Annotated in this window: 18 protein-coding genes; 6 read left to right on the plus strand and 12 right to left on the minus strand. The window is 73.0% G+C overall.

Going from position 1 to position 21,511, the window contains the following annotated elements; genetic code table 11:
• Nucleotides 1-134: 134 nt before the first annotated feature.
• The 3 genes from SVTN_RS13480 to SVTN_RS13490 all read right to left on the minus strand — a co-directional run bounded on the left by SVTN_RS13480 (nucleotide 135) and on the right by SVTN_RS13490 (nucleotide 3,519).
• Nucleotides 135-1,091, minus strand: a complete 957-nt coding sequence (locus tag SVTN_RS13480; protein WP_078908335.1) for an AfsR/SARP family transcriptional regulator — start codon at nucleotides 1,089-1,091, stop codon at nucleotides 135-137.
• Nucleotides 1,092-1,425: 334 nt separating this feature from the next.
• A complete protein-coding gene (locus SVTN_RS13485; protein ID WP_041129309.1) occupies nucleotides 1,426-1,884 on the minus strand; it encodes an anthrone oxygenase family protein in 459 nt (152 codons plus the stop codon).
• 33 nt (nucleotides 1,885-1,917) lie between these two features.
• Complete coding sequence (locus SVTN_RS13490; protein WP_041129310.1) at nucleotides 1,918-3,519, minus strand: vWA domain-containing protein; 1,602 nt, start codon at nucleotides 3,517-3,519, stop codon at nucleotides 1,918-1,920.
• A 215-nt stretch (nucleotides 3,520-3,734) separates the two neighbouring features.
• Here SVTN_RS13490 and SVTN_RS13495 point away from each other — a divergent pair, with 215 nt between their 5' ends.
• Nucleotides 3,735-4,454, plus strand: a complete 720-nt coding sequence (locus SVTN_RS13495) for a helix-turn-helix domain-containing protein (protein WP_041129311.1) — start codon at nucleotides 3,735-3,737, stop codon at nucleotides 4,452-4,454.
• 6 nt (nucleotides 4,455-4,460) lie between these two features.
• Here SVTN_RS13495 and SVTN_RS13500 read toward each other — a convergent pair whose 3' ends face one another.
• Nucleotides 4,461-5,327 (minus strand): ABC transporter permease, encoded by an 867-nt coding sequence (locus SVTN_RS13500; RefSeq protein ID WP_041129312.1) that lies wholly within the window; start codon nucleotides 5,325-5,327, stop codon nucleotides 4,461-4,463.
• Complete coding sequence (locus SVTN_RS13505) at nucleotides 5,324-7,972, minus strand: CocE/NonD family hydrolase (RefSeq protein ID WP_041129313.1); 2,649 nt, start codon at nucleotides 7,970-7,972, stop codon at nucleotides 5,324-5,326. The genes SVTN_RS13500 and SVTN_RS13505 overlap by 4 nt, the downstream gene beginning before the upstream one ends.
• A 176-nt stretch (nucleotides 7,973-8,148) precedes the next feature.
• On the opposite strand from SVTN_RS13505, the gene SVTN_RS13510 reads away from it, so the two are divergent.
• Nucleotides 8,149-8,589 (plus strand): GNAT family N-acetyltransferase, encoded by a 441-nt coding sequence (locus SVTN_RS13510; protein WP_041129314.1) that lies wholly within the window; start codon nucleotides 8,149-8,151, stop codon nucleotides 8,587-8,589.
• 69 nt (nucleotides 8,590-8,658) lie between these two features.
• Here SVTN_RS13510 and SVTN_RS13515 read toward each other — a convergent pair whose 3' ends face one another.
• The 5 genes from SVTN_RS13515 to iolC form a co-directional block, all read right to left on the minus strand.
• Nucleotides 8,659-9,813: a calcium-binding protein gene (locus SVTN_RS13515; RefSeq protein WP_052499099.1), complete on the minus strand. Its 1,155-nt coding sequence runs from the start codon at nucleotides 9,811-9,813 to the stop codon at nucleotides 8,659-8,661.
• A gap of 156 nt (nucleotides 9,814-9,969) precedes the next feature.
• Entirely contained in the window at nucleotides 9,970-11,472 is a 1,503-nt protein-coding gene (gene mmsA, locus SVTN_RS13520) for a CoA-acylating methylmalonate-semialdehyde dehydrogenase (RefSeq protein ID WP_041129315.1), read from the minus strand.
• 14 nt (nucleotides 11,473-11,486) lie between these two features.
• On the minus strand, nucleotides 11,487-13,337 hold the full coding sequence (iolD, locus tag SVTN_RS13525) for a 3D-(3,5/4)-trihydroxycyclohexane-1,2-dione acylhydrolase (decyclizing) (RefSeq protein WP_041129316.1): 1,851 nt from the start codon (nucleotides 13,335-13,337) through the stop codon (nucleotides 11,487-11,489).
• Nucleotides 13,334-14,152: a 5-deoxy-glucuronate isomerase gene (iolB, locus tag SVTN_RS13530; RefSeq protein ID WP_041129317.1), complete on the minus strand. Its 819-nt coding sequence runs from the start codon at nucleotides 14,150-14,152 to the stop codon at nucleotides 13,334-13,336. Before iolB ends, iolD begins: the two co-directional genes overlap by 4 nt.
• Nucleotides 14,153-14,162: 10 nt before the next feature.
• On the minus strand, nucleotides 14,163-15,110 hold the full coding sequence (gene iolC / locus SVTN_RS13535) for a 5-dehydro-2-deoxygluconokinase (RefSeq protein ID WP_041133864.1): 948 nt from the start codon (nucleotides 15,108-15,110) through the stop codon (nucleotides 14,163-14,165).
• Nucleotides 15,111-15,280: 170 nt separating this feature from the next.
• On the opposite strand from iolC, the gene SVTN_RS13540 reads away from it, so the two are divergent.
• Together SVTN_RS13540 and SVTN_RS13545 are read left to right on the plus strand one after the other, a co-directional pair.
• Nucleotides 15,281-16,204: a sugar phosphate isomerase/epimerase family protein gene (locus SVTN_RS13540; RefSeq protein ID WP_041129318.1), complete on the plus strand. Its 924-nt coding sequence runs from the start codon at nucleotides 15,281-15,283 to the stop codon at nucleotides 16,202-16,204.
• Between the two features lie 269 nt (nucleotides 16,205-16,473).
• Nucleotides 16,474-16,671 carry a helix-turn-helix transcriptional regulator gene (locus tag SVTN_RS13545; protein ID WP_041129319.1) on the plus strand — a complete coding sequence of 66 codons (198 nt, stop codon included), beginning with the start codon at nucleotides 16,474-16,476 and terminating at the stop codon, nucleotides 16,669-16,671.
• A gap of 121 nt (nucleotides 16,672-16,792) precedes the next feature.
• Here SVTN_RS13545 and SVTN_RS13550 read toward each other — a convergent pair whose 3' ends face one another.
• The gene (locus SVTN_RS13550) at nucleotides 16,793-19,099 is read right to left on the minus strand and encodes an MMPL family transporter (protein WP_052499100.1); all 2,307 of its coding nucleotides are present in this window, start codon (nucleotides 19,097-19,099) and stop codon (nucleotides 16,793-16,795) included.
• A gap of 167 nt (nucleotides 19,100-19,266) precedes the next feature.
• Between SVTN_RS13550 and SVTN_RS13555 the strand changes: the two genes are divergently transcribed.
• Nucleotides 19,267-19,908 carry a TetR/AcrR family transcriptional regulator gene (locus SVTN_RS13555; RefSeq protein WP_041129320.1) on the plus strand — a complete coding sequence of 214 codons (642 nt, stop codon included), beginning with the start codon at nucleotides 19,267-19,269 and terminating at the stop codon, nucleotides 19,906-19,908.
• Here SVTN_RS13555 and SVTN_RS13560 read toward each other — a convergent pair.
• Nucleotides 19,886-21,100, minus strand: coding sequence for a cation:proton antiporter (locus SVTN_RS13560; protein ID WP_041129321.1), 1,215 nt, complete (start codon nucleotides 21,098-21,100; stop codon nucleotides 19,886-19,888). The genes SVTN_RS13555 and SVTN_RS13560 overlap by 23 nt on opposite strands.
• 127 nt (nucleotides 21,101-21,227) lie before the next feature.
• Between SVTN_RS13560 and SVTN_RS13565 the strand changes: the two genes are divergently transcribed.
• Complete coding sequence (locus SVTN_RS13565) at nucleotides 21,228-21,452, plus strand: heavy-metal-associated domain-containing protein (protein ID WP_041129322.1); 225 nt, start codon at nucleotides 21,228-21,230, stop codon at nucleotides 21,450-21,452.
• Nucleotides 21,453-21,511 lie beyond the last annotated feature (59 nt).

Genomic DNA, 21,511 nt, shown 5'->3' on the forward strand with positions numbered 1-21,511 from the left:
TGGGAGGAAACCCGCACTGCTCGCCGAAAATAATTCGGCTTCGGGAGTCGGTCAACGGTGAGTTGCCGCACTTCATTCCCGGTGACAGTGCTGGCGTCCCGTCAGGTCGTCGGCCGACGGAGCCCGCCGGGCGGTCAGCCGACGGAGCCCGCCGGGACGAGCCGGGTGCGCGCGGGGCCGTACGGGTCCGTGCCGTACCGGTCGGGGACGTACGGGGCCGGGGCCGGCCGGGTGGTGCCGTACTGCGCGGGGCTGTACTGCGTGGGGATGCGGAGGCCGTACGCGGGCCGGCTGGCCGTCTCCCGGGCGGCGAGGACCGAGCGCTGGAGCCGGCGGAGTCGCGCCGAGGGTTCCATGCCGCTCTCGCCCTTGAGGGTCACGCGCAGCCGCTCGTACACGACGAGGGCCTCGTCGGGCTGTCCGCAGCGGAGGAGGGCGACCATGAGGTGGGCGTGGAGGGGCTCGTTGGTGCGGTAGCGGGCGACGAGTCCGGTGAGTTCGGGGACGAGTTCGGCGTGCCGGCCGAGGCCCAGCTGCGCTTCCAGCCACTGGTCGAGGACGCTGAGCCGGGAGGTTTCGAGGCGCTCGATCTCCCTGCGGAGCCGGGGGCCCGCGGCCACGCCCGCGTAGGGTTCGCCGCGCCAGAGGGCGAGGGCCTCGCCGAGGCGGAGTGCGGCGCGGGACAGGTCGCCGGCCTCCATGGCCCGGTAGCCGGCGCCGGCCGCGCGCTCGAACTGCCAGACGTCGTTGGGGCCGCCGCCGGTGTCGAGCCGGTAGCCGCCGGGCTGGGAGACGAGGATCGCGTCGGCGGTGCGCCGGTCCGACCAGCCGGGGTGCGGCTCCGCCGGGTCGGTGTCGCGCAGGGCGCCCGCGATGAGGCTCCGCAGCTCGGCTATGTGCGCCTGGAGTTCGGCGCGGGCGCCGCGCGGCGCGCCGGACGGCCACAGCTCCTCGGTCAGGACCGTCACGGGGACGACCTGGTCGGCGCTGGCGGTGAGCAGGGCGAGCAGCTGCCGGGGCGCGGCCGCCGTCGGGGTGATCGACACCCCGTTCTCACGGACCGACAGTCCCCCCAGGATCCGGACGTCCACCTTGCCCCCTCCATGCCTGTGCGGTGTCTGTGCGCGGGATGACTCTCGCTTGATTAGAAAAGACCCCCGTAGGCATGTCAATAAGAAACCGGAGGGTACGGAATGACGCCCCCGGATATCGTGGTGATTCACCCCCTTTGTCAGGATTTCTGGGCGTGAGGTTTTCGTCAGTGGCGTAGATCTTGTGCATGCCGAAAGACTGTTTCAGGACTCGGGGGTACGGTTTCACAGGGTCCCTGCGGATGCCGAAGGCCCCTCTAACCGCGAGTTCACGCCAGAAACCGGCGCGTAGGTACGGTTCCCAGGGTTCTCCGCGGACTGTTCTCCGGGGTCCCTACAGCACGGCGGCGGCGGTGAGCAGTCCGAACGCGAGGGTGATCAGGGCCGTACGCACGCGGTGGAAGCCGTTCCAGCGCTTCTCGAAGGCGGCCCGGGCCGCCGCGGGCTCGTCCTGCGAGGCGGCGAGGGCCGTGTTGAGCGGGACGTTCCCGCCGATGGTCACCAGGTGGTTGAGGGCCGCGCAGACCAGCCCCGCGAGGACGAGCCACTTCTGCGCGTCCGTCCGCCCGTCCTGGGGGACGAAGAACGCGGCGGCGGGGAAGGCGATCACGCCGAGGAAGACCGTGAGGAACACGGCCCTCGGCACGTACTCGTTGATCCGGCGCATCACCGTGACGAACTCCGGGTCCGTCAGACGGGCGAGCGCGGGCATGATCCCGGTCTGGAAGATCAGCAGGAAACCGGCGTAGAGCCCGGTGCTTCCGACGGCGAGGGCGAGCAGCAGGGTGGCCATGCGGCCATTCTGGCCCGCTGCCCGCCGCGCGCGTCAGCTGTACGGGTCGCCCGACCTCAACTCGCCCTCCCCGGAGGGGTTCTCACCCCGGGGGCCGAGGAGCCCGGCAGCCTTCCGGAGTGCGTCGGTCAGCTCGCCGACCACCGCCGAACCCGACCGGTCGGCGATCGCCCCGGCGTGGTTCGTGAGCCGGGCGAGCCCCGGGGCGCCCGGCAGGTCGCCGCCGCGCAGGGCGTCCGCGAAGTAGGCGGCGATCGCGGTCAGTTGCAGGCTGTCGTGCCCGTCGCCCCAGATGTCGCCGGTCAGCGCGGCCGTCCCGACCGTGCCGGAGCGCTCGTGCGGGGCCCGGGTCGTCGGGTCGAGCCAGCGGACCGTCGCGGTGGCGACCGGACCGCTCGCCCCGGGCCTGGTCTTGACGGCGTAGAGCGCGGTGACGGTGTGGCCGGCCCCGATCTCGCCGCCGTCCACCCGGTCGTTCCGGAAGTCGTCGTCGGCGACCGCCCGGTTCTCGTACCCGATGAGCCGGAACTTCTCGACGGTCCGCCGGTCGAAGGCGACCTGCGCCTTGGCGTCGCGGGCGCGCAGCTCGACATGGGTGGGCAGCTGGTCGACGAAGACCTTCCGGGCCTGTGCCGGGGTGGAGACGTACGTGGTCTGCCCGTCGCCCTTGTCGGCGAGCCGCTCCATGAGGTCGTCGCCGTACTCGCTGCCGACGCCGACGCCGAAGAGCGTGATCCCGTACTCCCTGCGCTCCTCGTCGATGCGCGCGAGGATCGACTCGGCCTCGGTGTCACCGGTGTTGGCGAGCGCGTCGGAGAGCAGCACCACCCGGTTGGTGGCGCCCTTGCGGTGGCCCTCGACGGCGGTGTCGTAGCCGGTGCGGACGCCCGCCTCCACATTGGTGGAGGAACTCGTCGCGAGCGCGTCGACGACCTCGTGGATCCGGTCGCGAGCGTCCCCGACGCGGGTCATGGGCAGCCGGGTCTCGGCCTCGTCGCTGAAGGTGACGAGCGCCATCGAGTCGTCGTCGCGCAGCTGGTCGGCGAGCAGCCCGAGGGACTCCTTGACCAGGTCGAGCCGGCCCGGCTCGTCCATCGAGCCGGAGACGTCGACGACGAAGGTGAGGGCGGCGGGCGGGCGTTCGGCCTTCCGGTCCGCGCCCCGGGTGGCGAGCCCGACCCGGACCAGGGACCAGCCGTCCCGCCCCGCCTGGTCCCAGGCCCGGCCCCCGTCGAGGGTCACGCTGAAACCGTTGTCCGACGGGCGCGGGTAGTCGGGGCGGAAGCTGTTGACGAACTCCTCGGGGCGCACGGTCGCGGGGTCGGGCAGCCGCCCGTCGGCGAGGGCACGGCGGGCGTAGCCGTACGAGGCGGTGTCCACGTCCAGGGCGAAGGTGGACAGGTAGTCGGGGGCGGGCGCCGGGGAGCGCTGCTCGCCCTCCCGGGGCGCGGCGGTCCCGCCGTCGGGGGCCGCGGTGCCGCCCTTGAGCCCCTGGGTGCTACTCCTGTCGTTACTGCTTCCGCCTCCGCCCGCACCGCAGCCGGCCACGGCCAGGCCGGCGGCGAGCAGCGCCGCGACGGCGGCCGTGGTACGGGACCTGCGGCGCCGGGCCACCGGCTCGTCGTGTCGTCTCATCTCATCTCCCCCTCTTCACAAGGCACTTGTGAATGTGACGAACGAGAGGGCCGCGGGGAGCAGTCGAAGGGGTTGCGGATGGATCTCGATGCGGCAACGGCGACACGGGTGATACGGGATGGCATGGATTCGCCATCCTTTTCAACAGGGGTTGTCACCGTGTGCAGTCACATGCGTACATGGAGTGGACATCGATCGGGCGGGGGTGGTCAGCGGTGGCAGAGAGCGCGGGCTCCGTGATGCTCGCCCGTTCGGCGATGAACCGGGCCGCGACCGAGGGACAGCGGCCCGCCGGGCGGCCGGTCCGGGGCGCGCGGCGCATCAGCGCCGCACTCGCCGGACTGGCCGCCTCCACCCGGCACGAGTTGCTGACCTTCGACGACCCGGTCGCGTCCGCGGGCTGCGCGATCCCCGAGCCGTTCCTGGAGCTGGCGGGAGCGTGCATGCGGGCCGCGGCGGAGCGGGCCGAGGAGGTCAGACGGATCGTCCCGCGGCATGCGCTGCCCCGGCTCGAAGGGGGGCTCCGGATCCCCGGCCGGGCCCGCCTCGCGGAGGCCATCCCGTTCAAGATGATCGTCATCGACCGGACGGTCGCCGCGCTCCCGCTCGATCTGGAGCTGCTGTACAACGGGCTGCTGCTCGTCCGCGACCCGGTGGTGGTGCAGGCCCTCGTCCGGGCCCATCACGCCTGCTGGGCGGCGGCCGAGGAGCTGACGTACGCGGCGCCGCCCCCACCGCCGCCGCGCGATCTGCCGCCCCAGCTGCGCCCGGTGCTCGACGCCCTCCTGTCAGGGGTCACGGACGAGACGGCGGCCGCCCGGCTCGGCATGTCCGCGCGGACGTACAGCCGCAGGGTGGGCGAGCTGATGGCGGCCCTCGGCACGACGAGCCGCTTCCGCGCGGGCGCGGAAGCGGCTCGGAGGGGGTGGTTGTAGGAGCTGCTACGAGACGATGTCCTTGCGGGCGAAGCCGCGGAAGGCGAGCGCGAAGAGGACCAGGGCGTACGTCACGGAGATCGCCGTGCCCTTCACCATGCCGCCCCACTCCAGCTGGGGCTGGAGCGCGTCGATCCAGGCGAACTGCCAGTGCGCGGGCAGGAAGTCGCGCCAGTCGCCGAGCGCGGTGACGGCGTCCAGGACGTTGCCGACGATGGTCAGGCCGACGGCGCCGCCGACCGCGCCGAGCGGGGCGTCGGTGCGGGTGGACAGCCAGAAGGCGAGTCCCGCGGTGACGAGTTGGGAGGCGAAGACGAAGGCGACGGCGATCCCGAGCCTGAGCAGGGCGTCCCCGGCGGGCACCGAGCCGCCCGTCGGCAGCTGGAGCGGTCCCCAGCCGTAGGCGACCGTGCCCGCCGCCAGGGCCACGAGCGGGAGGAGGAGCATCGCGGCGGCGCTGTAGCCGAGGGCGACCGCCAGTTTGGAGGCGAGGAGCCGGGAGCGCGGGACGGGTGCGGCGAGCAGATACCGCAGGGAGGACCAGCTCGCCTCGGAGGCGACCGTGTCCCCGCAGAACAGCGCCACCGGAATGACGAGGAGGAAACCGGCCGAGACGAAGAGGCAGGTCGCGGCGAAGTTGGCGCCGGAGGCCGTCGCCGTGTCCATCAGGGTGATGCGGCCGTTGCGGTCGCCGCCGCCGGGGCCGCCGATCGCGAAGGCGGCGATGAGGACGAACGGCAGGGCGACGAGGATGCCGCCCATGACCAGGGTCCGTCGGCGCTTCCACTGGCGGAGGGCTTCGACGCGCAGGGGCAGGGTGCGTCCGGGCCGGTAGCCGGGGGCGCTTGTGGGTGCGGGTGCGGTGGTGGTCACGCGGCGCCTCCGATCAGGGTCAGGAACGCGTCTTCCAGACGCCGGTGGGGGCCGACCCCGGTCAGCGGCACGTCCAGGCGGACGAGTTCGCCGATGAGGGCGGTCGGGTCGGCGCCGTCGAGGCGGACCAGGAGCCCGCCGTCGGTGCGGGCGGCGGAGCCGACGCCCGGCAGGGTGCCGATCTTCTCGACCAGGGCGTCGGGGACGGTCCCCCGGAGGGTGACGAGCAGGGTGTCGCCGGAGCCGGTGATCTCGGCGGTCGGTCCGGCCTGCACGAGCTGTCCCCGGTCCATGACGACCAGATGGGTGCAGGACTGTTCGACCTCGGCGAGGAGGTGGCTGGAGACGATGACGGTCCGGCCGCCGGCCGCGTACCGGATCATCACCTCGCGCATCTCGCGGATCTGCGGCGGGTCGAGCCCGTTGGTCGGCTCGTCGAGGATCAGCAGGTCGGGCAGGCCGAGCATGGCCTGGGCGAGGGCGAGGCGCTGCCGCATGCCCTGCGAGTAGGTGCGGACGGCGCGTTCGAGGGCGCCGCCCAGGTTCGCGATCCGCAGGGCCTCGTCGACGTGGGCGTCCTCGGCGGGGCGGCCGGTGGCCTTCCAGTACAGGTCGAGGTTCTCCCGGCCCGAGAGGTGCGGCAGGAAGCCCGCGCCCTCGACGAAGGCGCCGACGCGGGAGAGGACGGGGGCACCGGGCCTGATGGCCTGGCCGAAGACCCGGATCTCGCCCTCGTCGGGGGTGATGAGGCCCATCAGCATGCGCAGGGTGGTGGTCTTGCCCGCGCCGTTCGGGCCGAGGAGGCCGAGGACCTGGCCCTGTTCGACACGGAAGGACAGGTCACGGACGCTGTACCGGTCGCCGCCCTTGTACTTCTTGGAAAGACCCGTGATCTGGAGGGGCACGGCGGCGAGTTCGGGGTCGGGCGCGGGGGCGGCGGCCTTGCGGCGGGCGGTGAGCAGCAGGGCGGCGGCGCCGGCGAGGCCGAGGAGCGGCAGGCCCCACACCCACCAGGGCAGGGCGGCGGCCTGGGTGGAGAGGCCGGGCGCGGTGGGGACGGTGAGCGGCCCCTCGACGGCGACGGTGTAGCCGGCGGGGACCGCCGGGGAGGCGTAGCCGAGGTCGGTGGCGGCGACGACGAGCCGCAGCCGGTGCCCGGCCTCCACCTCGTGGTCGATCGCGGGCAGCGTCAGGGTGAGGAGGCGGCCGGCCTTGGCACCCTCGACGCGGACGGGGGTGACGAGCTGGGCGGGCAGCACCTGCTGCCGTCCGTCGGGCCCCACGTCGTACACCTTGGCGAAGAGGACGGCGGAGCCGTCGGCGGCGGTGGAGGTGACCTTGACGCGGACGGTCGGCGTGCCGGTGATCCGCAGGGCCTCGGCCTGCGGCTTCGCGTCGAACCGGGCGTGCTGTCCGGGGAAGTCGAGGGAGAGGCCGACGCCGAGGGAGGAGAGTCCGGAGAGTCCGCCGCCGAGGCCGGGGACGGCCGACACGGCGGGCGGTGCGGCGCCCGGCGGGTTGGTGAAGGTCTGCGGCGGCCCGCCGAGGGCGAGGCTCGTGGTGCCGGAGGTGAGGCCCGGGTAGCGGTCGGCGGTCGCGGCGCGCAGGGTGGCCTGCCCGTCGGTGGAGTCGACGCCGCCGGTGCGGCTGACGCGGAAGGCGGGGCCGGTGTCGACGGAGGTGTCGTGCTTCAGCCAGCGGTCGAACCAGGTGGTGATGCGGTGTTCGACGCGTTCGGTCTCGCGGTCGCCGCCGTCGTGGCCGCCGGCGATCCAGTCGACGGCGACGGGGGCGCCGTTGGCCGTGAGGGTGCGGGCCATGGCGTCGGACTGGGCGAGGGTGAAGAGCGAGTCGGACTGGCCCTGGACGAGGAGCGCGGGCACCTTGACGCGCGCGCCGACGGCGGAGGGGCTGCGGGCTTCGAGGAGGGCGCGGGCGGCGGCGTCAGGCTTCCCGGAGACGGCGACGCGCCGGTAGAGGGAGCACAGCTCGGCGGTGAACCGGCCGCAGGAGTCGCCCTCGGCCGGTGGGCCGGGGCGCTCGCCGGTGTTGCCCGTCGAGAAGAAGATCCCTGCCCAGAGCTTCTTGAAGACGCCGTTCGGGAAGAGGGCGTCGGCGAGGTTCCAGTAGGTGATCTGGGGAGCGATCGCGTCGACGCGCGGGTCGTGTCCTGCGGCGAGCAGGGAGATCGCGCCGCCGTAGGAGGCGCCGGTGACGCCGACGCGCGGGTCGCCGGGCTTGTCGAGGAGGACCTCGGGGCGGGCGGCGAGCCAGTCGATCAGCTTCGCGACGTCCTTGACCTCGTGGTCGGGGTCGTTGAGGCCGATCTCGCCGGTGGAGGCGCCGAAGCCGCGTGCGGACCAGGTGAGGACGGCGTACCCGTCGCGGGCGAGGCCCTCGGCCTGGGCGCGGACGTCGTCCTTGGACCCGCCGAAGCCGTGGCCGAGGAGCACGGCGGGGCGCCGGCCGTCGCCCGCGCCGGTGAAGTACGAGGTGTCGAGCCGTACCCCGTCGACGTCGAGCATCCGGTCCGCGCGGTGCACGGGCGGTGGATCGTCCTGGGCGACGGCGGTCCACGTGCCGGCACCCGCGAGGACGGCGAGCGCGGCACAGGCCGCGGCCCACCGGGGAAGTCGGAGTCGCATGGGTCGAGCCTAGGTGGCGCCGCCCCGAGGCACGGTTGACCACGGACGGAAATCGGCGGCCTCCTCAGGTCGTACGCAGTACGGTCCGCGTACAGCGGGCGCGGTACGCGGACGGCACGCGCGGTACGCGGACGGCAGGCGCGCAGACAGCACGCGTACGGACACAGGGAGGCGGCATGGAGATCCGGCGGGCCACGACGGTGGCCGAACTGCTGGCGGCGGGGCACCTGTACGACGGCCCGCCCCGGGAGGAATGGGCGGCCCGCTTCCTGGCGGCGCCGGGCCATCTCCTGCTGATCGCGTACGCGGAGGACGGCTTCCCGGCCGGCTTCGTCTCCGGGATCGAGATGCTCCACCCCGACAAGGGCGCGGAGATGTGCCTGTACGAGTTGGCGGTGGACGAGTCCCACCGGCGGCGCGGGATCGGGCGGGCGCTGACGGAGGCGCTGGTGGCGGAGGCGCGGGGGCGCGGCTGTCGGGGCGCGTGGGTGCCGGTGGACACGGACAACGAACCGGCGCTCGCCACGTACCGGTCGGCGGGCGCGGCGGACGAAGGGGTGTTCGCGATGCTCGGCTGGACGTTCGCCGAGGGCGGCGAGGGCGCCGGGGGCGGCTGACACGGGGAAGGCCCCCGGGGCGGGTCGGTACGCGCCCCGGGGGCCGCCGGGTTTCCGTGCGTCGGGTCGCTACGGCACGTTCGGGGTGGTCTCGCAGCTCGCCGTGGCCGTGTCCGTGCCGGTCTCGCCGTCGCAGACGTCGGGGCCGCCGGCGCCGCCGTCGAGGGAGTCGTTGCCGGGGCCCGCGTGGATGCGGTCGGCGCCGTCGCCGCCGAAGAGGTCGTCGCGGCCGCCGGCCGTGCCGACCGTGACGGCGATGTTGAAGTCCGCGTTGTCGCCGAAGATCGAGTCGTTTCCGCCGCCGCCCTCGATCCTGTCGTCGCTGGCGGACGTGATGCCGGCGTCGACGACCGAGCTCTCGCCGACGAGGATCTCCGAGCCGGTGCCGCCGATGATGTGGTCGCGGCCCGATCCGGTCGCGTAACCGCCGCTCGCGGCACGGATGTTGTGGTCGCCGATCTGCAGACCGCCGTCGGGGCCGCCGTTCAGGGTGTCGTCGCCGCCGTCGCCGCTGGCGTTCCCGGTGGCGTCGGAGTCACCGATCATGAAGTCGGTGAAGCCGCCCCCGCCCAGCAGGGTGTCGTCGCCCGCGCCGTCCGCGTCGCCGGCCGTGGCGCGCGAGTCGCCGACCATGTCGTCGTCCGCGTCCCCGCCGTCCAGGAGGTCGCGGCCGCCGCCGGCGGCGTTGTTGCCGAGGCTGTCGCCGACCATGACGTCGTTGCCGACTCCGCCGTACAGCTTGTCGTTGCCGCCTCCGCTCGCGTCGCCGCCGGTGGCCCAGTTGTCGCCCACCATGACGTCGTTGCCGTCTCCGCCGGTGAGGGTGTCGTTACCGGCGGCGCCCTCCGCGTTGCCCGACAGTTCGCGGGTGTCGCCGGTCAGCCTGTCGTTGCCCGCCCCGCCGTCGATCTGGTCGTTGCCGAGACCGCCGCTGATCTGGTCGTCGCCGCCGAGGCCGCACACGCGGTCGTTGCCGCCGAGGCCGTTGATGATGTCCGCCCCCGTGGTCCCGATGATCACGTCCGCGCCGCTCGTGCCGTTGGTGGTCACTCCCGGGGTCGTGATCACGATGGTGGCCGGCTTGCCCAGACAGGTCGGGACCTTCGCGGCCGACTCGGCCTGCACCGGGCCGGCCAGGCCGACCACACCACCCAGGACGAGCAGGGCGGCCGCCGCGGCCCTCGATCCGGTCCGCGTGCCGACCTTCTGACGACGACTCATCATCGACAATCCTTTCGATTCGTGAACATGCATCCGCACGGGGACGTGTAACCGAAAGTGATGCCGACATGCCCTGGCGGGCACGCACTGTAGTCGGATGGCGGAAACGATCGGCCCGCACGGCGGATGCCGTACGGGCCGAGACGTCAGGACTGCTGATCAGTGGTTGCGCGGGAAGCCCAGGTCGACGCCCGCGGGGGCCTCGGACGGGTCGGGCCAGCGGGTGGTGACGACCTTGCCGCGGGTGTAGAAGTGCACGCCGTCGTTGCCGTAGATGTGGTGGTCGCCGAAGAGCGAGTCCTTCCAGCCGCCGAAGGAGTGGTAGCCCACCGGCACCGGGATCGGCACGTTCACGCCGACCATGCCGGCCTGGACCTCCAGCTGGAAGCGGCGGGCGGCGCCGCCGTCACGGGTGAAGATCGCGGTGCCGTTGCCGAACGGCGAGGCGTTGATGAGGGCGAGGCCCTCCTCGTACGACTCGGCGCGCAGCACGCAAAGGACCGGGCCGAAGATCTCGTCCTGGTAGGCCTTGGCCGAGGTCGGCACGCGGTCGAGGAGGGACAGGCCGATCCAGTGGCCGTCCTCGTAGCCGTCGACGGTGTAGCCGGTGCCGTCCAGGACGACCTCGCAGCCCTCGTCCGCCGCGCCGTGGACGTACGAGGCGACCTTGTCGCGGTGGACGGCCGTGATGAGCGGGCCCATCTCGGAGGTCGGGTCGTTGCCGGGGCCGATCTTGATCTTCTCGGCGCGCTCGCGGATCTTCTGGACGAGCTCGTCGCCGATGGAACCGACGGCCACGACCGCGGAGATCGCCATGCAGCGCTCGCCGGCGGAGCCGTAGGCCGCGGAGACGGCCGCGTCGGCGGCGGCGTCGAGGTCGGCGTCCGGGAGGACCAGCATGTGGTTCTTCGCGCCGCCGAGCGCCTGGACGCGCTTGCCGTTGGCGGAGGCGGTGGTGTGGATGTAGCGGGCGATCGGGGTCGAGCCGACGAAGGAGATCGCGGAGACGTCCGGGTGCTCCAGGAGGCGGTCGACGGCCACCTTGTCACCGTGGACGACGTTGAACACGCCGTCCGGCAGGCCCGCCTCGGCGAGCAGCTCGGCGATCTTCAGGGACGGGGAGGGGTCCTTCTCGCTGGGCTTGAGGATGAAGGTGTTGCCGGTCGCGATGGCGATCGGGAACATCCACATCGGCACCATGGCCGGGAAGTTGAAGGGCGTGATGCCGGCGACGACGCCGACGGGCTGGCGGATGGACGCCACGTCCACGCGGTTGGAGACCTGGGTGGACAGCTCGCCCTTGAGCTGGGTGGTGATGCCGCAGGCCAGGTCGACGATCTCCAGGCCGCGGGCGACCTCGCCGAGGGCGTCGGAGTGGACCTTGCCGTGCTCGGCGACGATCAGCTCGGCGATCGCGTCGCGGTTGGCGTCGAGCAGCGCGCGGAACTTGAAGAGGATCGTGGTGCGCTGGGCGAGCGAGGAGGTGCCCCAGGTCGCGAAGGCGTCCTTCGCGGCGGCGACGGCGGCGTCGACCTCGTCGACGGAGGCGAGCGCGACCTTGGTGGTGACGGCGCCGGTGGCCGGGTCGGTGACCGGGCCCCAGTTCCCCGACGTGCCCTCGACGGTCTTGCCACCGATCCAGTGGTGGACGGTCTTCGTCATGACGAGTTACTCCTTCAGAGATGGCGGCGTCGGGCGGTGACGTGCCGGTCGTACTCCTCGCGGGCCTTGACCGCCGACGGGCGGGTCGACGTCTCGGCCACGGGCACATCCCACCACGCCTGGGCCGGGGGCGGGCCCGACACACTGTCTGCCGTTTCGGTCTCGACGTAGACACATGTGGGATCCGTGGCCGCCCGCGCGTCCGCGAGGGCTTCCCGCAGGTCACGCACGGTGCGCGGGCGCAGGACCCGCATGCCGAGGGAGGCGGCGTTGGCGCCGAGGTCGACGGGGAGCGGCGGCCCGGTGAAGCCGCCGTCCGCCGCCCGGTGGCGGTAGTCGGTGCCGTACCGCTCGGCGCCGACGGCCTCGGAGAGCCCGCCGATGGAGGCGTACCCGTGGTTCTGCAGGATCACCAGCTTCAGCGGCAGCCCCTCCTGGACGGCGGTGACGATTTCGGTGGGATTCATCAAGTATGTACCGTCGCCGACGAGCGCCCAGACGGGCCGACCGGGGGCGGCGAGGAGGACGCCGATCGCGGCGGGGATCTCGTATCCCATGCAGGAGTAGCCGTACTCGACGTGGTACTGGTCCCGGGAGCGGGTCCGCCAGAGCTTGTGGAGGTCGCCGGGGAGCGAGCCGGCGGCGTTGATCAAGATGTCGCTGGTGTCGACCAGAGTGTCGAGTACGCCGAGGACCTGGGTCTGGGTGGGGCGGGCGTCCTCGTCGGGGGCGGCGTACGCGGCGTCGGTCCGCTCCTGCCAGGCGGCCTTCGAGCGGTGCCACTCGGCCCGGCTCTGCCGGTGGCCGCCGAGTGCCTCGGTGAGGGCGGTGAGGCCCTCGCGGGCGTCGGCGACGAGGGGCAGCGCGGCCTGCTTGTGGGCGTCGAATCCGGCGATGTTGAGGTTCAGGAACGGCGTGTCGGGACGGAAGAGGGTGCCGGACGCGGTGGTGAAGTCGGTGAGGCGGGTGCCGACGCCGATGACCAGGTCGGCGGTGCGGGCGAGGACGTTCGCGGTGTCGGTACCGGTGTGGCCGATGCCGCCGACCTCGCACCAGTGGTCGTACGGGAGGACGCCCTTGCCGGCCTGGGTGGTGGCGACGGGCAGGCCGGTGCGCTCGGCCAGCTCGCGCAGCGCGTCCTCGGCACCGCTGTGCTTCACGCCGCCGCCCGCGATGATCAGCGGTCGTTTCGCGGCCTTCACGGCCCGGACGGCGGCGTCGAGTTCCTCCGTGGCGGGGCGGGGGCGACGGACGCGCCAGATCCGCTCGGCGAAGAACTCCTCCGGCCAGTCGTACGCCTCCGCCTGCACGTCCTGGGGCAGGGCGAGGGTCACGGCGCCGGTCTCGGCGGGGTCGGCGAGGACCCGGACGGCGGCGAGGGCGGCCGGGACCAGGGCCTCGGGGCGGGTGATCCGGTCGAAGTACCGCGACACCGGGCGGAGGCAGTCGTTGACGGACACGTCGCCCGCGTAAGGGACTTGGAGCTGCTGGAGGACGGGGTCGGCGGGGCGGCCGGCGAAGGTGTCGCCGGGCAGGAGGAGGACCGGGAGGTGGTTGATCGTGGCGAGGGCGGCGCCGGTGACGAGGTTGGTGGCGCCGGGGCCGATGGAGGTGGTGACGGCGTGCGCGGAGAGCCGGTTCCTCTGGCGGGCGTAGCCGACGGCGGCGTGCACCATGGCCTGCTCGTTGCGGCCCTGGTGGAAGGGCATGTGCTGCTCTTCGACCAGCGCCTGGCCGATGCCGGCGACGTTCCCGTGGCCGAAGATGCCCCAGGTGGCGGTGATGAGCCGCTGCCGGACGCCGTCGCGCTCGGTGTGCTGGGCGGCGAGGAAGCGGACGAGGGCCTGCGCGACGGTGAGCCTCATGCGTATCCCTCCGTGTGGTCCGGGTGGAAGCAGATCTTCCACTCCCTCTCGGGTCCGGGGCCCGCCATGACGTTGAGGTAGTAGAGGTCGTGCCCCGGCTGGGCGATCGAGGGCCCGTGCCAGCCGTCGGGGACGAGGACCGCGTCGCCGCCCCTGACTTCGGCGAGGAGGTCGGCGCCGCCGGGCCGGGAGGGCGAGATCCGCTGGTAGGCGCACCCGTGGGGGCCCTGGACCTCGTAGTAGTAGATCTCCTCCAGGACGGACTCGGCGCCCGGGCGGTGCTCGTCGTGCTTGTGCGGCGGGTAGGAGGACCAGTTCCCGCCGGGCGTGACGACCTCGACGGCGATCAGCCGGTCGCAGGCGAAGGCGTCCGCCGAGGCGAAGTTCCGCACGCGGCGGGTGCGGTTGCCGTTGCCCCGGGTCTCGACGGGAACCTCCGGCGCGGGGCCGTAGCGGGCGGGGAGTCGTCGCTCGCACTTCGCTCCTGCCAAAGCGAAGCGGCCTCCCGCGCCGGAGGCGATCTGGGCGTGGGCGTCGCGCGGTACGTAGGCGAAGTCGGTCACTCCTTCGAACACGCTCGTGCGGCCCAGGAGTTCGAGGATCTCGTCGTCGACGCGCACGCTACAGGCACCGGAGAGGGGAAGCACGACCCATTCGGAATCCCCGCTCTCGAAGGAGTGGATCTCCCCTGGTCCGAGGGCGAGGACGCGAAGGGCGGAGTACGCCCATCCGGCCCGCTCGGGGTCGATGGAGACGGCGTACGGGCCGTGGGCGGCGGTCCCGGCGGGGAGGTGGAGGGAAGGAGGGGATTTCATGGGCCGATCCCTACCCCTTCTCCGGGATCGTTCCCGTGCCCGCCGCAAGCGCCGCGGCGATCTCCGTGGCGTCCGGCATCGCGGGCGCGCAGGCGAGGCGGCCCGCGACGATCGCGCCGGCGGCGTTGGCACGGCGCAGGACCGTGTCGAGGTCCTGTCCCGCGAGCAGGCCGTCGACGAGCGCCCCGCCGAACGCGTCGCCCGCGCCGAGCCCGTTGACGACCTCGACCGGCAGCGGCGGCACCTCGGCGCGGGTCCCGTCGGCGGCGAGCGCGAGGACGCCCGCGGGGCCCTGCTTGACGACGGCGAGCCGGACCGCGCCGGTCGCGAGGAGGGCGCGGGCGGCGGCCTCCGGCTCCCGCTCCCCCGTGGCGACCTCGCACTCGTCGAGGTTGCCGACGGCGACGGTCGCGTGCCGCAGCGCCTCCGTGTAGTACGGGCGGGCCGCCGTCGGGTCCGTCCAGAACATCGGCCGCCAGTCCAGGTCGAGGACCGTCACCTCCCGGCCGGAGCGGGCGCGCAGCGCCTCCAGGGTCGCGGTGCGGCTGGGTTCGGCGGACAGGCCGGTGCCGGTCGCCCAGAAGACCCGGGCGGCGCGGATCGCGTCGAGGTCCAGCTCGTGCGGCCGGATCTCCAGGTCGGGGGCCTGGGGGCGGCGGTAGAAGTACAGCGGGAAGTCGTCGGGCGGGAAGAGCGCGCAGAAGGTGACGGGGGTGGGGTACGCGTCGACCTCGGTCACCCAGCGGTCGTCCACGGCGAAGCCCTTGAGCTCGCGGCGCAGGTAGGTGCCGAAGGGGTCGGCGCCGGTGCGGGAGATCAGCGCGGTGCGGCGGCCGAGGCGGGCGGCGGCGACGGCCACGTTGGCCGGGGAGCCGCCGAGGAACTTGCGGAAGGCGTCGACGCGGTCGAGACCGACGCCGGTCTGGAGCGGGTACAGGTCCACACCGAGGCGTCCCATGGTGATCAGGTCGTACGGCTCCGTCTCCACGCGCCACCTCTCGGTCGGGCCGCCCTCGGCTCCGCTCCGCCCTCAGGTCTAGTCGTCCGCCGGGAGGCGTGTCAACGATATGTCCGGACATTCGGACGACCGCTTGACGCTGCTCTCGGGCCGCGGTCAAGGTGGCAGGCATGACGAAGCCGTCGCCGCAACCGTCGTCCTCGCCGTCCCGCATCCGGATCGGTTCCGCCCCGGACTCCTGGGGGGTGTGGTTCCCCGACGATCCCCGGCAGGTGCCGTGGCAGCGCTTCCTCGACGAGGTGTCGGGCGCCGGCTACGGCTGGATCGAGCTCGGTCCGTACGGCTATCTGCCCACCGATCCGGCCGTCCTCGCGGAGGAGACCGCGCGGCGCGGCCTGCGGGTCTCGGCGGGGACGGTCTTCACCGGGCTCCACCACGGGCCGGACGTCTGGGACCGCACCTGGGCGCACGTCGCCGAGAACGCCGCCCTCGCGCAGGCCGTGGGCGCGGCCCATCTGGTCGTCATCCCCTCCTTCTGGCGGGACGACCGGACGGGCGAGGCCCTGGAGGATCCCGTGCTCACCGCCGGGCAGTGGCGGGACCTGACCCGGCTGACGGAGCGTCTGGGCCGGGAGGTGCACGAGCGGTACGGGCTGCGGATCGTGGTCCATCCGCACGCCGACACCCACCTCGACGGCGAGGAGAGCGTGACGCGCTTCCTCGACGCCACCGACCCGGACGCGGTCGCGCTCTGCCTGGACACCGGGCACTACGCGTACGCCGGCGGGGACAGCGTCAAGCTGATCGAGACGTACGGGGAGCGGATCGGCTACCTCCACCTCAAGCAGGTCGACCCGGAGGTCCTGGCCGGGGTGGTGGCCGAGGGGGTGCCGTTCGGTCCGGCGGTGGCGCGGGGCGTGATGTGCGAGCCGCCGTCCGGGGTGCCCGCGCTCGAACCGGTGCTCGCCGCCGCGTCGGCCCTGGACGTGGACCTGTTCGCGATCGTCGAGCAGGACATGTACCCGTGCGAGCCGGACGTCCCGTACCCGATCGCGCTGCGGACCCGGCGCTTCCTCCGCTCGTGCGGTGTGTGACCGGCGCATACCTTGCGGACCAGGGGTGACGCACGCGGACACACCGGTGGGCGCGTGTGCCACTTCCGTCACACGGATCCCCCTGTCGTCACGCTTGTCTCCGTTACGCGGGCTTTGCGTCACAGGCGTTCGACAGCCGCTCTCCTCCTGTCGGGAGGGCCGTTTCACCGGGCACAGGCTGATTGATCTCTTGATCGCCGACGCCCGCCCGCAGCGCCCCCGAACGGCACCCCCGCCGCCGCTGCGCGGCGCGCAGGGAGGTACCAGGCATGACGGACAGAAGGCTCTGGTCGTACAAGGACATCGCCGCACACATCCGAGTGCAGCCCGACACCATCCGCTCCTACCGGAAGCACGGGCTGCTTCCGGCACCCGACCACGTGGAGTCGGGCAAGCCCTACTGGTACGTGGACACGATCCGCGCCTGGGTCGCCGGCCGCCCCGGCAACCGGGCCCGCCGCGACTGACCCCGTCCCGCCGCGCACGCCGGTGACGCCGGGCTCCGGATCCCCCTTCCGGAGCCCGGCGTTCCGCTGTGTCGCGCCGGGCCGTCGCGGACCGTGCAGCCCCGGACCGTCGCGGGCCGGGTCAGCGGACGGCGCTGTAGGTCCGCTCGGCGTCGTCGGCGTCGGCGTCGGCGTCGGCGCTCGTCGGGGCGTCCGTCTCGCTGATGCCGAAGCGGTCGTGGAAGCGGCGCAGCGGTCCCGGTGCCCACCAGGTGAGGCGGCCGGTCAGCTTCATCACGGAGGGGACGAGGAGGCTGCGGACCACCATCGCGTCCATGAGGACGGCGAGGGCGACGCCGAGTCCGAGCATCTTGGTGTTGGTGACGCGGGAGGTGCCGATGGCGACCATGACGACGGCGAGGATCACGGCGGCGGCGGTGATCAGGCCGCCGGTGTGGCGCAGTCCGAAGCGGACGGAGTGCTCGTGGTCGCCGGTGGCGTCGTACTCCTCCTTGATGCGGGAGAGCAGGAACACCCCGTAGTCCATGGAGAGTCCGAAGGCCACGCAGAACATGAGCACGGGCAGGGTGGTCTCGATGTCGCCGGTGGAGGTGAAGCCGAGGAAGCCGGCGAGGTGGCCCTCCTGGAAGACCCAGACGACGGCGCCGAACATCGCCGTGAGGCTGAGGGCGTTGAGGAGGACGGCCTGGACGGGGATCAGGACGCTGCCGGTGAGCAGGAAGACGAGGAGCAGGGTGACGAGGACGATGATCCCGGCCGCCCAGGGCAGGCGGTCGGCGATGGCGTCCTTGGAGTCGACGAGGACGGCGGCCGGCCCGGTGACGGAGGTCGCGAACGGGGCCTCGGCCGCGCGCAGTTCCCCGACGACCCGCTGGGCGTCGGCGCCGACGGTCTCGCCCTCGGGCACCACCGTGAAGTAGGCGGAGCCGCCGCCGGCGGTGACGGGCCCCTCGGCCCGGCCGACGCCGTCGAGGGCGGCGATCTTCTCGCGGTAGTCGGCGTACTGCGCGGGGGTGGCCGTCCCTTCGGCGAGGACGGTGATGCCGCCGCCCGGGTTGCCGGGGAAGCCGTCCCGCAGCTGGTCCTGGACGACGCGGGAGGAGGCGGTGACGGGGAGCTGGCGGTCGTCGGCGGTGCCGAACTTCACGCCCAGGAAGGGCAGCCCGAGGAGGACGAGCCCGGCCGTGGTGACGACGGCGAAGACGGGCGCCCGGCGCATCACGAGAGCGGCGGCCCGCCCCCAGCCGGCCCCGGTGTCCCCCCGGCCGTCGTCCTCGGCGTCCTTCCCGGGCGTCCCGCCACGCCGGAGGAGGCGCCGCAGGTCGAGGGCGTTGACCCGGTCGCCGAGCAGCACGAGGGCGGCCGGGAGCAGGGTGAGGGCGGCGGTGGCGGCGAGCAGGACGACGGCGATCCCGGCGTACGCGAAGGAGCGCAGGAAGTACTGCGGGAAGACCAGCATCGCGGCGAGCGAGACGGCGACGGTCAGGGCGGAGAAGAGCACGGTCCGCCCGGCCGTGCGCAGCGTGGTGCGGACGGCGGTGTACGTGTCGGCGCCGGCGGCGAGCTCCTCGCGGTAGCGGCGGACGACGAACAGGGCGTAGTCGATGGCGAGTCCGAGCCCGAGGGCGGTCGTCAGGTTCTGCGCGAAGACGGAGACGTCGGTGAACTCGGTGATGCCGCGCAGGACGGCGTTGGTGCCGAGGATGGCGACGATGCCGACGCCGAGCGGCAGCAGGGCGGCGACGGCGCTGCCGAAGACCATGACGAGCAGGACGAGGGTGACGGGCAGGGCGATGAGCTCGGCCCGCAGGAGGTCCTCCTGGATGACCGTCTGCATCTCGTGCCGGACGGCGAGGCCGCCGCCGAGGGAGACCTCGACGGGGCCGTGGGTGCCCCGGTAGGCGGGGGCGATCCGGTCGAGGACGGCGGCGGCGTCCTTCTCCTCGCCGGCGATGCGGGCGGCGATCACGGCCTGGCGGCCGTCCTCGGAGCGGAGGGCGGGCGAGCCGGTGGACCAGTAGGAGCCGACGCCGTCGACGCCCGGCTCGGCGTCGAGCTTCTCGGCGAGCTTCCGGGCCTCGGCGGCGACGGCCGGGGTGTCGACGAGGGCGGTCCCGCCGGCCGCGGCGCTCCCGGACTTGGCGGTCCCGGACTTGGCGGTCCCGGCGCCTCCCGCGTCGACGAGCAGCAGCACGTTCGGCTGGGAGCCCGGGAACTGCCGCTCCAGGGCCTTGGTGGCGTACGTGGACTCGGCGGCCGGGTCCTCCCAGCCGCCGCTGCCCATGCGGTCGGCGACCCCGCCGCCCGCGAGGACGGCGAGTGCGGTGAGCACGAGGGCCACGAGGAGGGTGAGGCGCGGGCGGGCGGTCACGAACCGCGTCCATCCCCCGCCGGACCCGCCGGACGCTGATTTCTTGACTTCGGCCATGCCCCGGTGTCCCCTTCACCTGACCCGTGCGCACACGCTTCCCGGCAGGTCGCATGGGTCGCCCATTGCCATAGACTGGCAAACACGAGTGATCACTCGCGTTTCTCAAGAATGCGAGCGACCTCTCGTGTTTGTCAAACGTGTGTCGAGGAGACCTGGGGACAGCCATGTCCGAAGAAACGAAACCGCGCCGCCGCCAGGCACGCGGCGAGCGCCGCATCGCGCAGCTGCTCCAGGCCGCCGCGAACGTCTTCTGCGCGTACGGGTACACGGCGACCAGCACCAATGCGATCGCCCGGGAGGCGAGCGTCTCGCCCGGCACGCTCTACCAGTACTTCCCGAACAAGGAGGCCATCGCGATCGAGCTCGGCGAGCGCCTCCTGAACGAGATGCGGGAGGCCCACGGCCAGGCGTTCACCCCGGCGAACCTCGGCCTGCCACTGCCCGAGCTGCTCGACGTCGTCGTCGACCCGATGATCGCGTTCAACTGCGAGCACCCGGTCTTCCTCGCCCTGATGCACGGCTCCGACGTGCCGGGCCGGATAGCCGAGGAGCACGACGCCCTGCACGCCAACCTGCTGAACCGGGTGCAGGAGGTCATCGCCCACTACGCCCCCGAGCTGTCCGTCGAGGACCGCACCCGCATCGCCGACATGACCTTCGCGATCTTCAAGGGGGGCCTGCAGCTGATCCTCGCCGCCCCCGAGGGCGCCGAGCGGGACGCGGCGATCACCGAGCTGAAGACCGTGCTCCTGCGCTATCTGTCACCGCTGACCGGCGAGCCGCTCACCACGCTTCCGAACCGCTGACCGCCTCCGAGGACGGCGCCCGGTCCTCCTCTCGCGCCCGCAGCTTCATGGCGAGCAGCGGGAAGACGAGGACGGAGATCATCCCGGCCCCGACGAGCGCCGCCGCCTCGCCGGCCGTCATCTCCTTGTCGTCCACGCCGATGGTGGTGATGGCGACGACGAGCGGCAGCGCCGTGGAGCCGTACAGGACGAGCCCGCCCCGGTCCTTGCGGTCGAGGTCGCGCGGGGCGAGGAACCAGATCGGCCCGCCGCGCACGACCAGGAAGAGCAGCAGGAAGACCGGCAGCAGGAGCAGGGTCCTGCCCCCGCGGAGGAGCGAGTCGAGGTCGAACTCGATCCCGGTGACGACGAAGAAGACCGGGACGAGGAAGCCGAAGCCGACGCCCTCGACCTTCTCCAGGATCTGCGGTCCGGAGTCCGGCGCGGCCCCGGTCAGGACGAGCCGGGTGATGAGTCCGGCCGCGAAGGCGCCGAGCAGCACGTCGAGCCCGAGCGCCGTGGACGCCCCGAGCATCACGGCGAGCAGCAGGAAGACGAAGCGGACCGCGAACTGACCGCTGCTGTGCAGGGTCTTGGCGATGACCTTCGAGAACCAGGGCGGGCGGGGCCGCAGCGCCCAGAGGACGGCCCCCGCCGTGAGCGCGGCGAAGACGGCGAGGAGGGCGGTGGACTCGGCGGCGCCCCGGCCGCTGAGGAGCAGCGCCATCGCGATGATCGGGCCGAACTCGCCGACCGCGCCGAAGGCCATGACGACCGAGCCGAACCGCCCGTGGAGGTCGCCGGCGTCCCGCAGCACCGGCAGGACGGTGCCGAGCGCGGTGCTGGTCAGGGCGACGCCGATGAAGACGCCCTTGGTGTAGCCGCCGCCGAGCAGGACGCCGGTGGCGAGCCCGAGGCCGAGGGCGATCACCCAGGCCCACACGGAGCGCCTGAGGGTGTCGCCGCGAACCTTGCCGAACTCGATCTCGTACCCGGCGAGGAAGATCAGCATGGTGAGGCCGAGCTGGGAGAGTCCGTCGATCAGCGCGTCGGGCCGGGCCCAGTCGAGGACGTCGGGGCCGATGAGGATGCCGAGCAGGATCTCGAAGATGACGAGGGGGACGGGGAGCCTGCGCCCCACCGCGTAGGCCAGCAGCGGCGCCAGGACGGCGATCGCCATGATCAGGATGAGCGTGCTCCCCGAATGCGACATATCGGGTATTTACCATAGGCTTCGGCGGGATTCGGGTCACACCGCGACCGAGGAGAACTGGACTCATACCCCCTGGGGGTATAGTCTCAGTATCGTAAGACCCCGAACCACCCAGGAGGAGAGCGCCATGTCCGCAGAGACGAAGACCGAACTCACCACCGTCTACCAGGTCAAGGGCATGACCTGCGGCCACTGCGAGGGCGCGGTCTCCGGCGAGATCTCCGCGATTCCCGGCGTCTCCTCGGTCACGGCCGTCGCCAAGACCGGCGAGGTCACCGTCGTCTCCGACGCCCCCCTCGACCGCGAGGCCGTCGCCGCCGCCGTGGACGAGGCCGGCTACGAGCTGGTCTGACCTCCCCCGAACGAGCACCCGGCAGGGCCGTACCGTTACTGGTACGGCCCTGCTCCCCT

The sequence above is a fragment of the Streptomyces vietnamensis genome, from assembly GCF_000830005.1.
Lineage (GTDB): Bacteria > Actinomycetota > Actinomycetes > Streptomycetales > Streptomycetaceae > Streptomyces > Streptomyces vietnamensis.

Excerpts from the sequence above, each read along its gene's own strand:
- SVTN_RS13555 (WP_041129320.1), top strand. The coding sequence starts at position 19,267 with ATGTCCGAAGAAACGAAACCGCGCCGCCGCCAGGCACGCGGCGAGCGC.
- SVTN_RS13485 (WP_041129309.1), bottom strand. The coding sequence starts at position 1,884 with ATGGCCACCCTGCTGCTCGCCCTCGCCGTCGGAAGCACCGGGCTCTAC.
- SVTN_RS13515 (WP_052499099.1), bottom strand. The coding sequence starts at position 9,813 with ATGATGAGTCGTCGTCAGAAGGTCGGCACGCGGACCGGATCGAGGGCC.
- SVTN_RS13545 (WP_041129319.1), top strand. The coding sequence starts at position 16,474 with ATGACGGACAGAAGGCTCTGGTCGTACAAGGACATCGCCGCACACATC.
- SVTN_RS13540 (WP_041129318.1), top strand. The coding sequence starts at position 15,281 with ATGACGAAGCCGTCGCCGCAACCGTCGTCCTCGCCGTCCCGCATCCGG.
- iolC (WP_041133864.1), bottom strand. The coding sequence starts at position 15,110 with ATGGGACGCCTCGGTGTGGACCTGTACCCGCTCCAGACCGGCGTCGGT.
- SVTN_RS13560 (WP_041129321.1), bottom strand. The coding sequence starts at position 21,100 with ATGTCGCATTCGGGGAGCACGCTCATCCTGATCATGGCGATCGCCGTC.
- SVTN_RS13510 (WP_041129314.1), top strand. The coding sequence starts at position 8,149 with ATGGAGATCCGGCGGGCCACGACGGTGGCCGAACTGCTGGCGGCGGGG.
- SVTN_RS13490 (WP_041129310.1), bottom strand. The coding sequence starts at position 3,519 with ATGAGACGACACGACGAGCCGGTGGCCCGGCGCCGCAGGTCCCGTACC.
- mmsA (WP_041129315.1), bottom strand. The coding sequence starts at position 11,472 with ATGACGAAGACCGTCCACCACTGGATCGGTGGCAAGACCGTCGAGGGC.
- iolB (WP_041129317.1), bottom strand. The coding sequence starts at position 14,152 with ATGAAATCCCCTCCTTCCCTCCACCTCCCCGCCGGGACCGCCGCCCAC.
- SVTN_RS13550 (WP_052499100.1), bottom strand. The coding sequence starts at position 19,099 with ATGGCCGAAGTCAAGAAATCAGCGTCCGGCGGGTCCGGCGGGGGATGG.
- SVTN_RS13505 (WP_041129313.1), bottom strand. The coding sequence starts at position 7,972 with ATGCGACTCCGACTTCCCCGGTGGGCCGCGGCCTGTGCCGCGCTCGCC.
- iolD (WP_041129316.1), bottom strand. The coding sequence starts at position 13,337 with ATGAGGCTCACCGTCGCGCAGGCCCTCGTCCGCTTCCTCGCCGCCCAG.
- SVTN_RS13565 (WP_041129322.1), top strand. The coding sequence starts at position 21,228 with ATGTCCGCAGAGACGAAGACCGAACTCACCACCGTCTACCAGGTCAAG.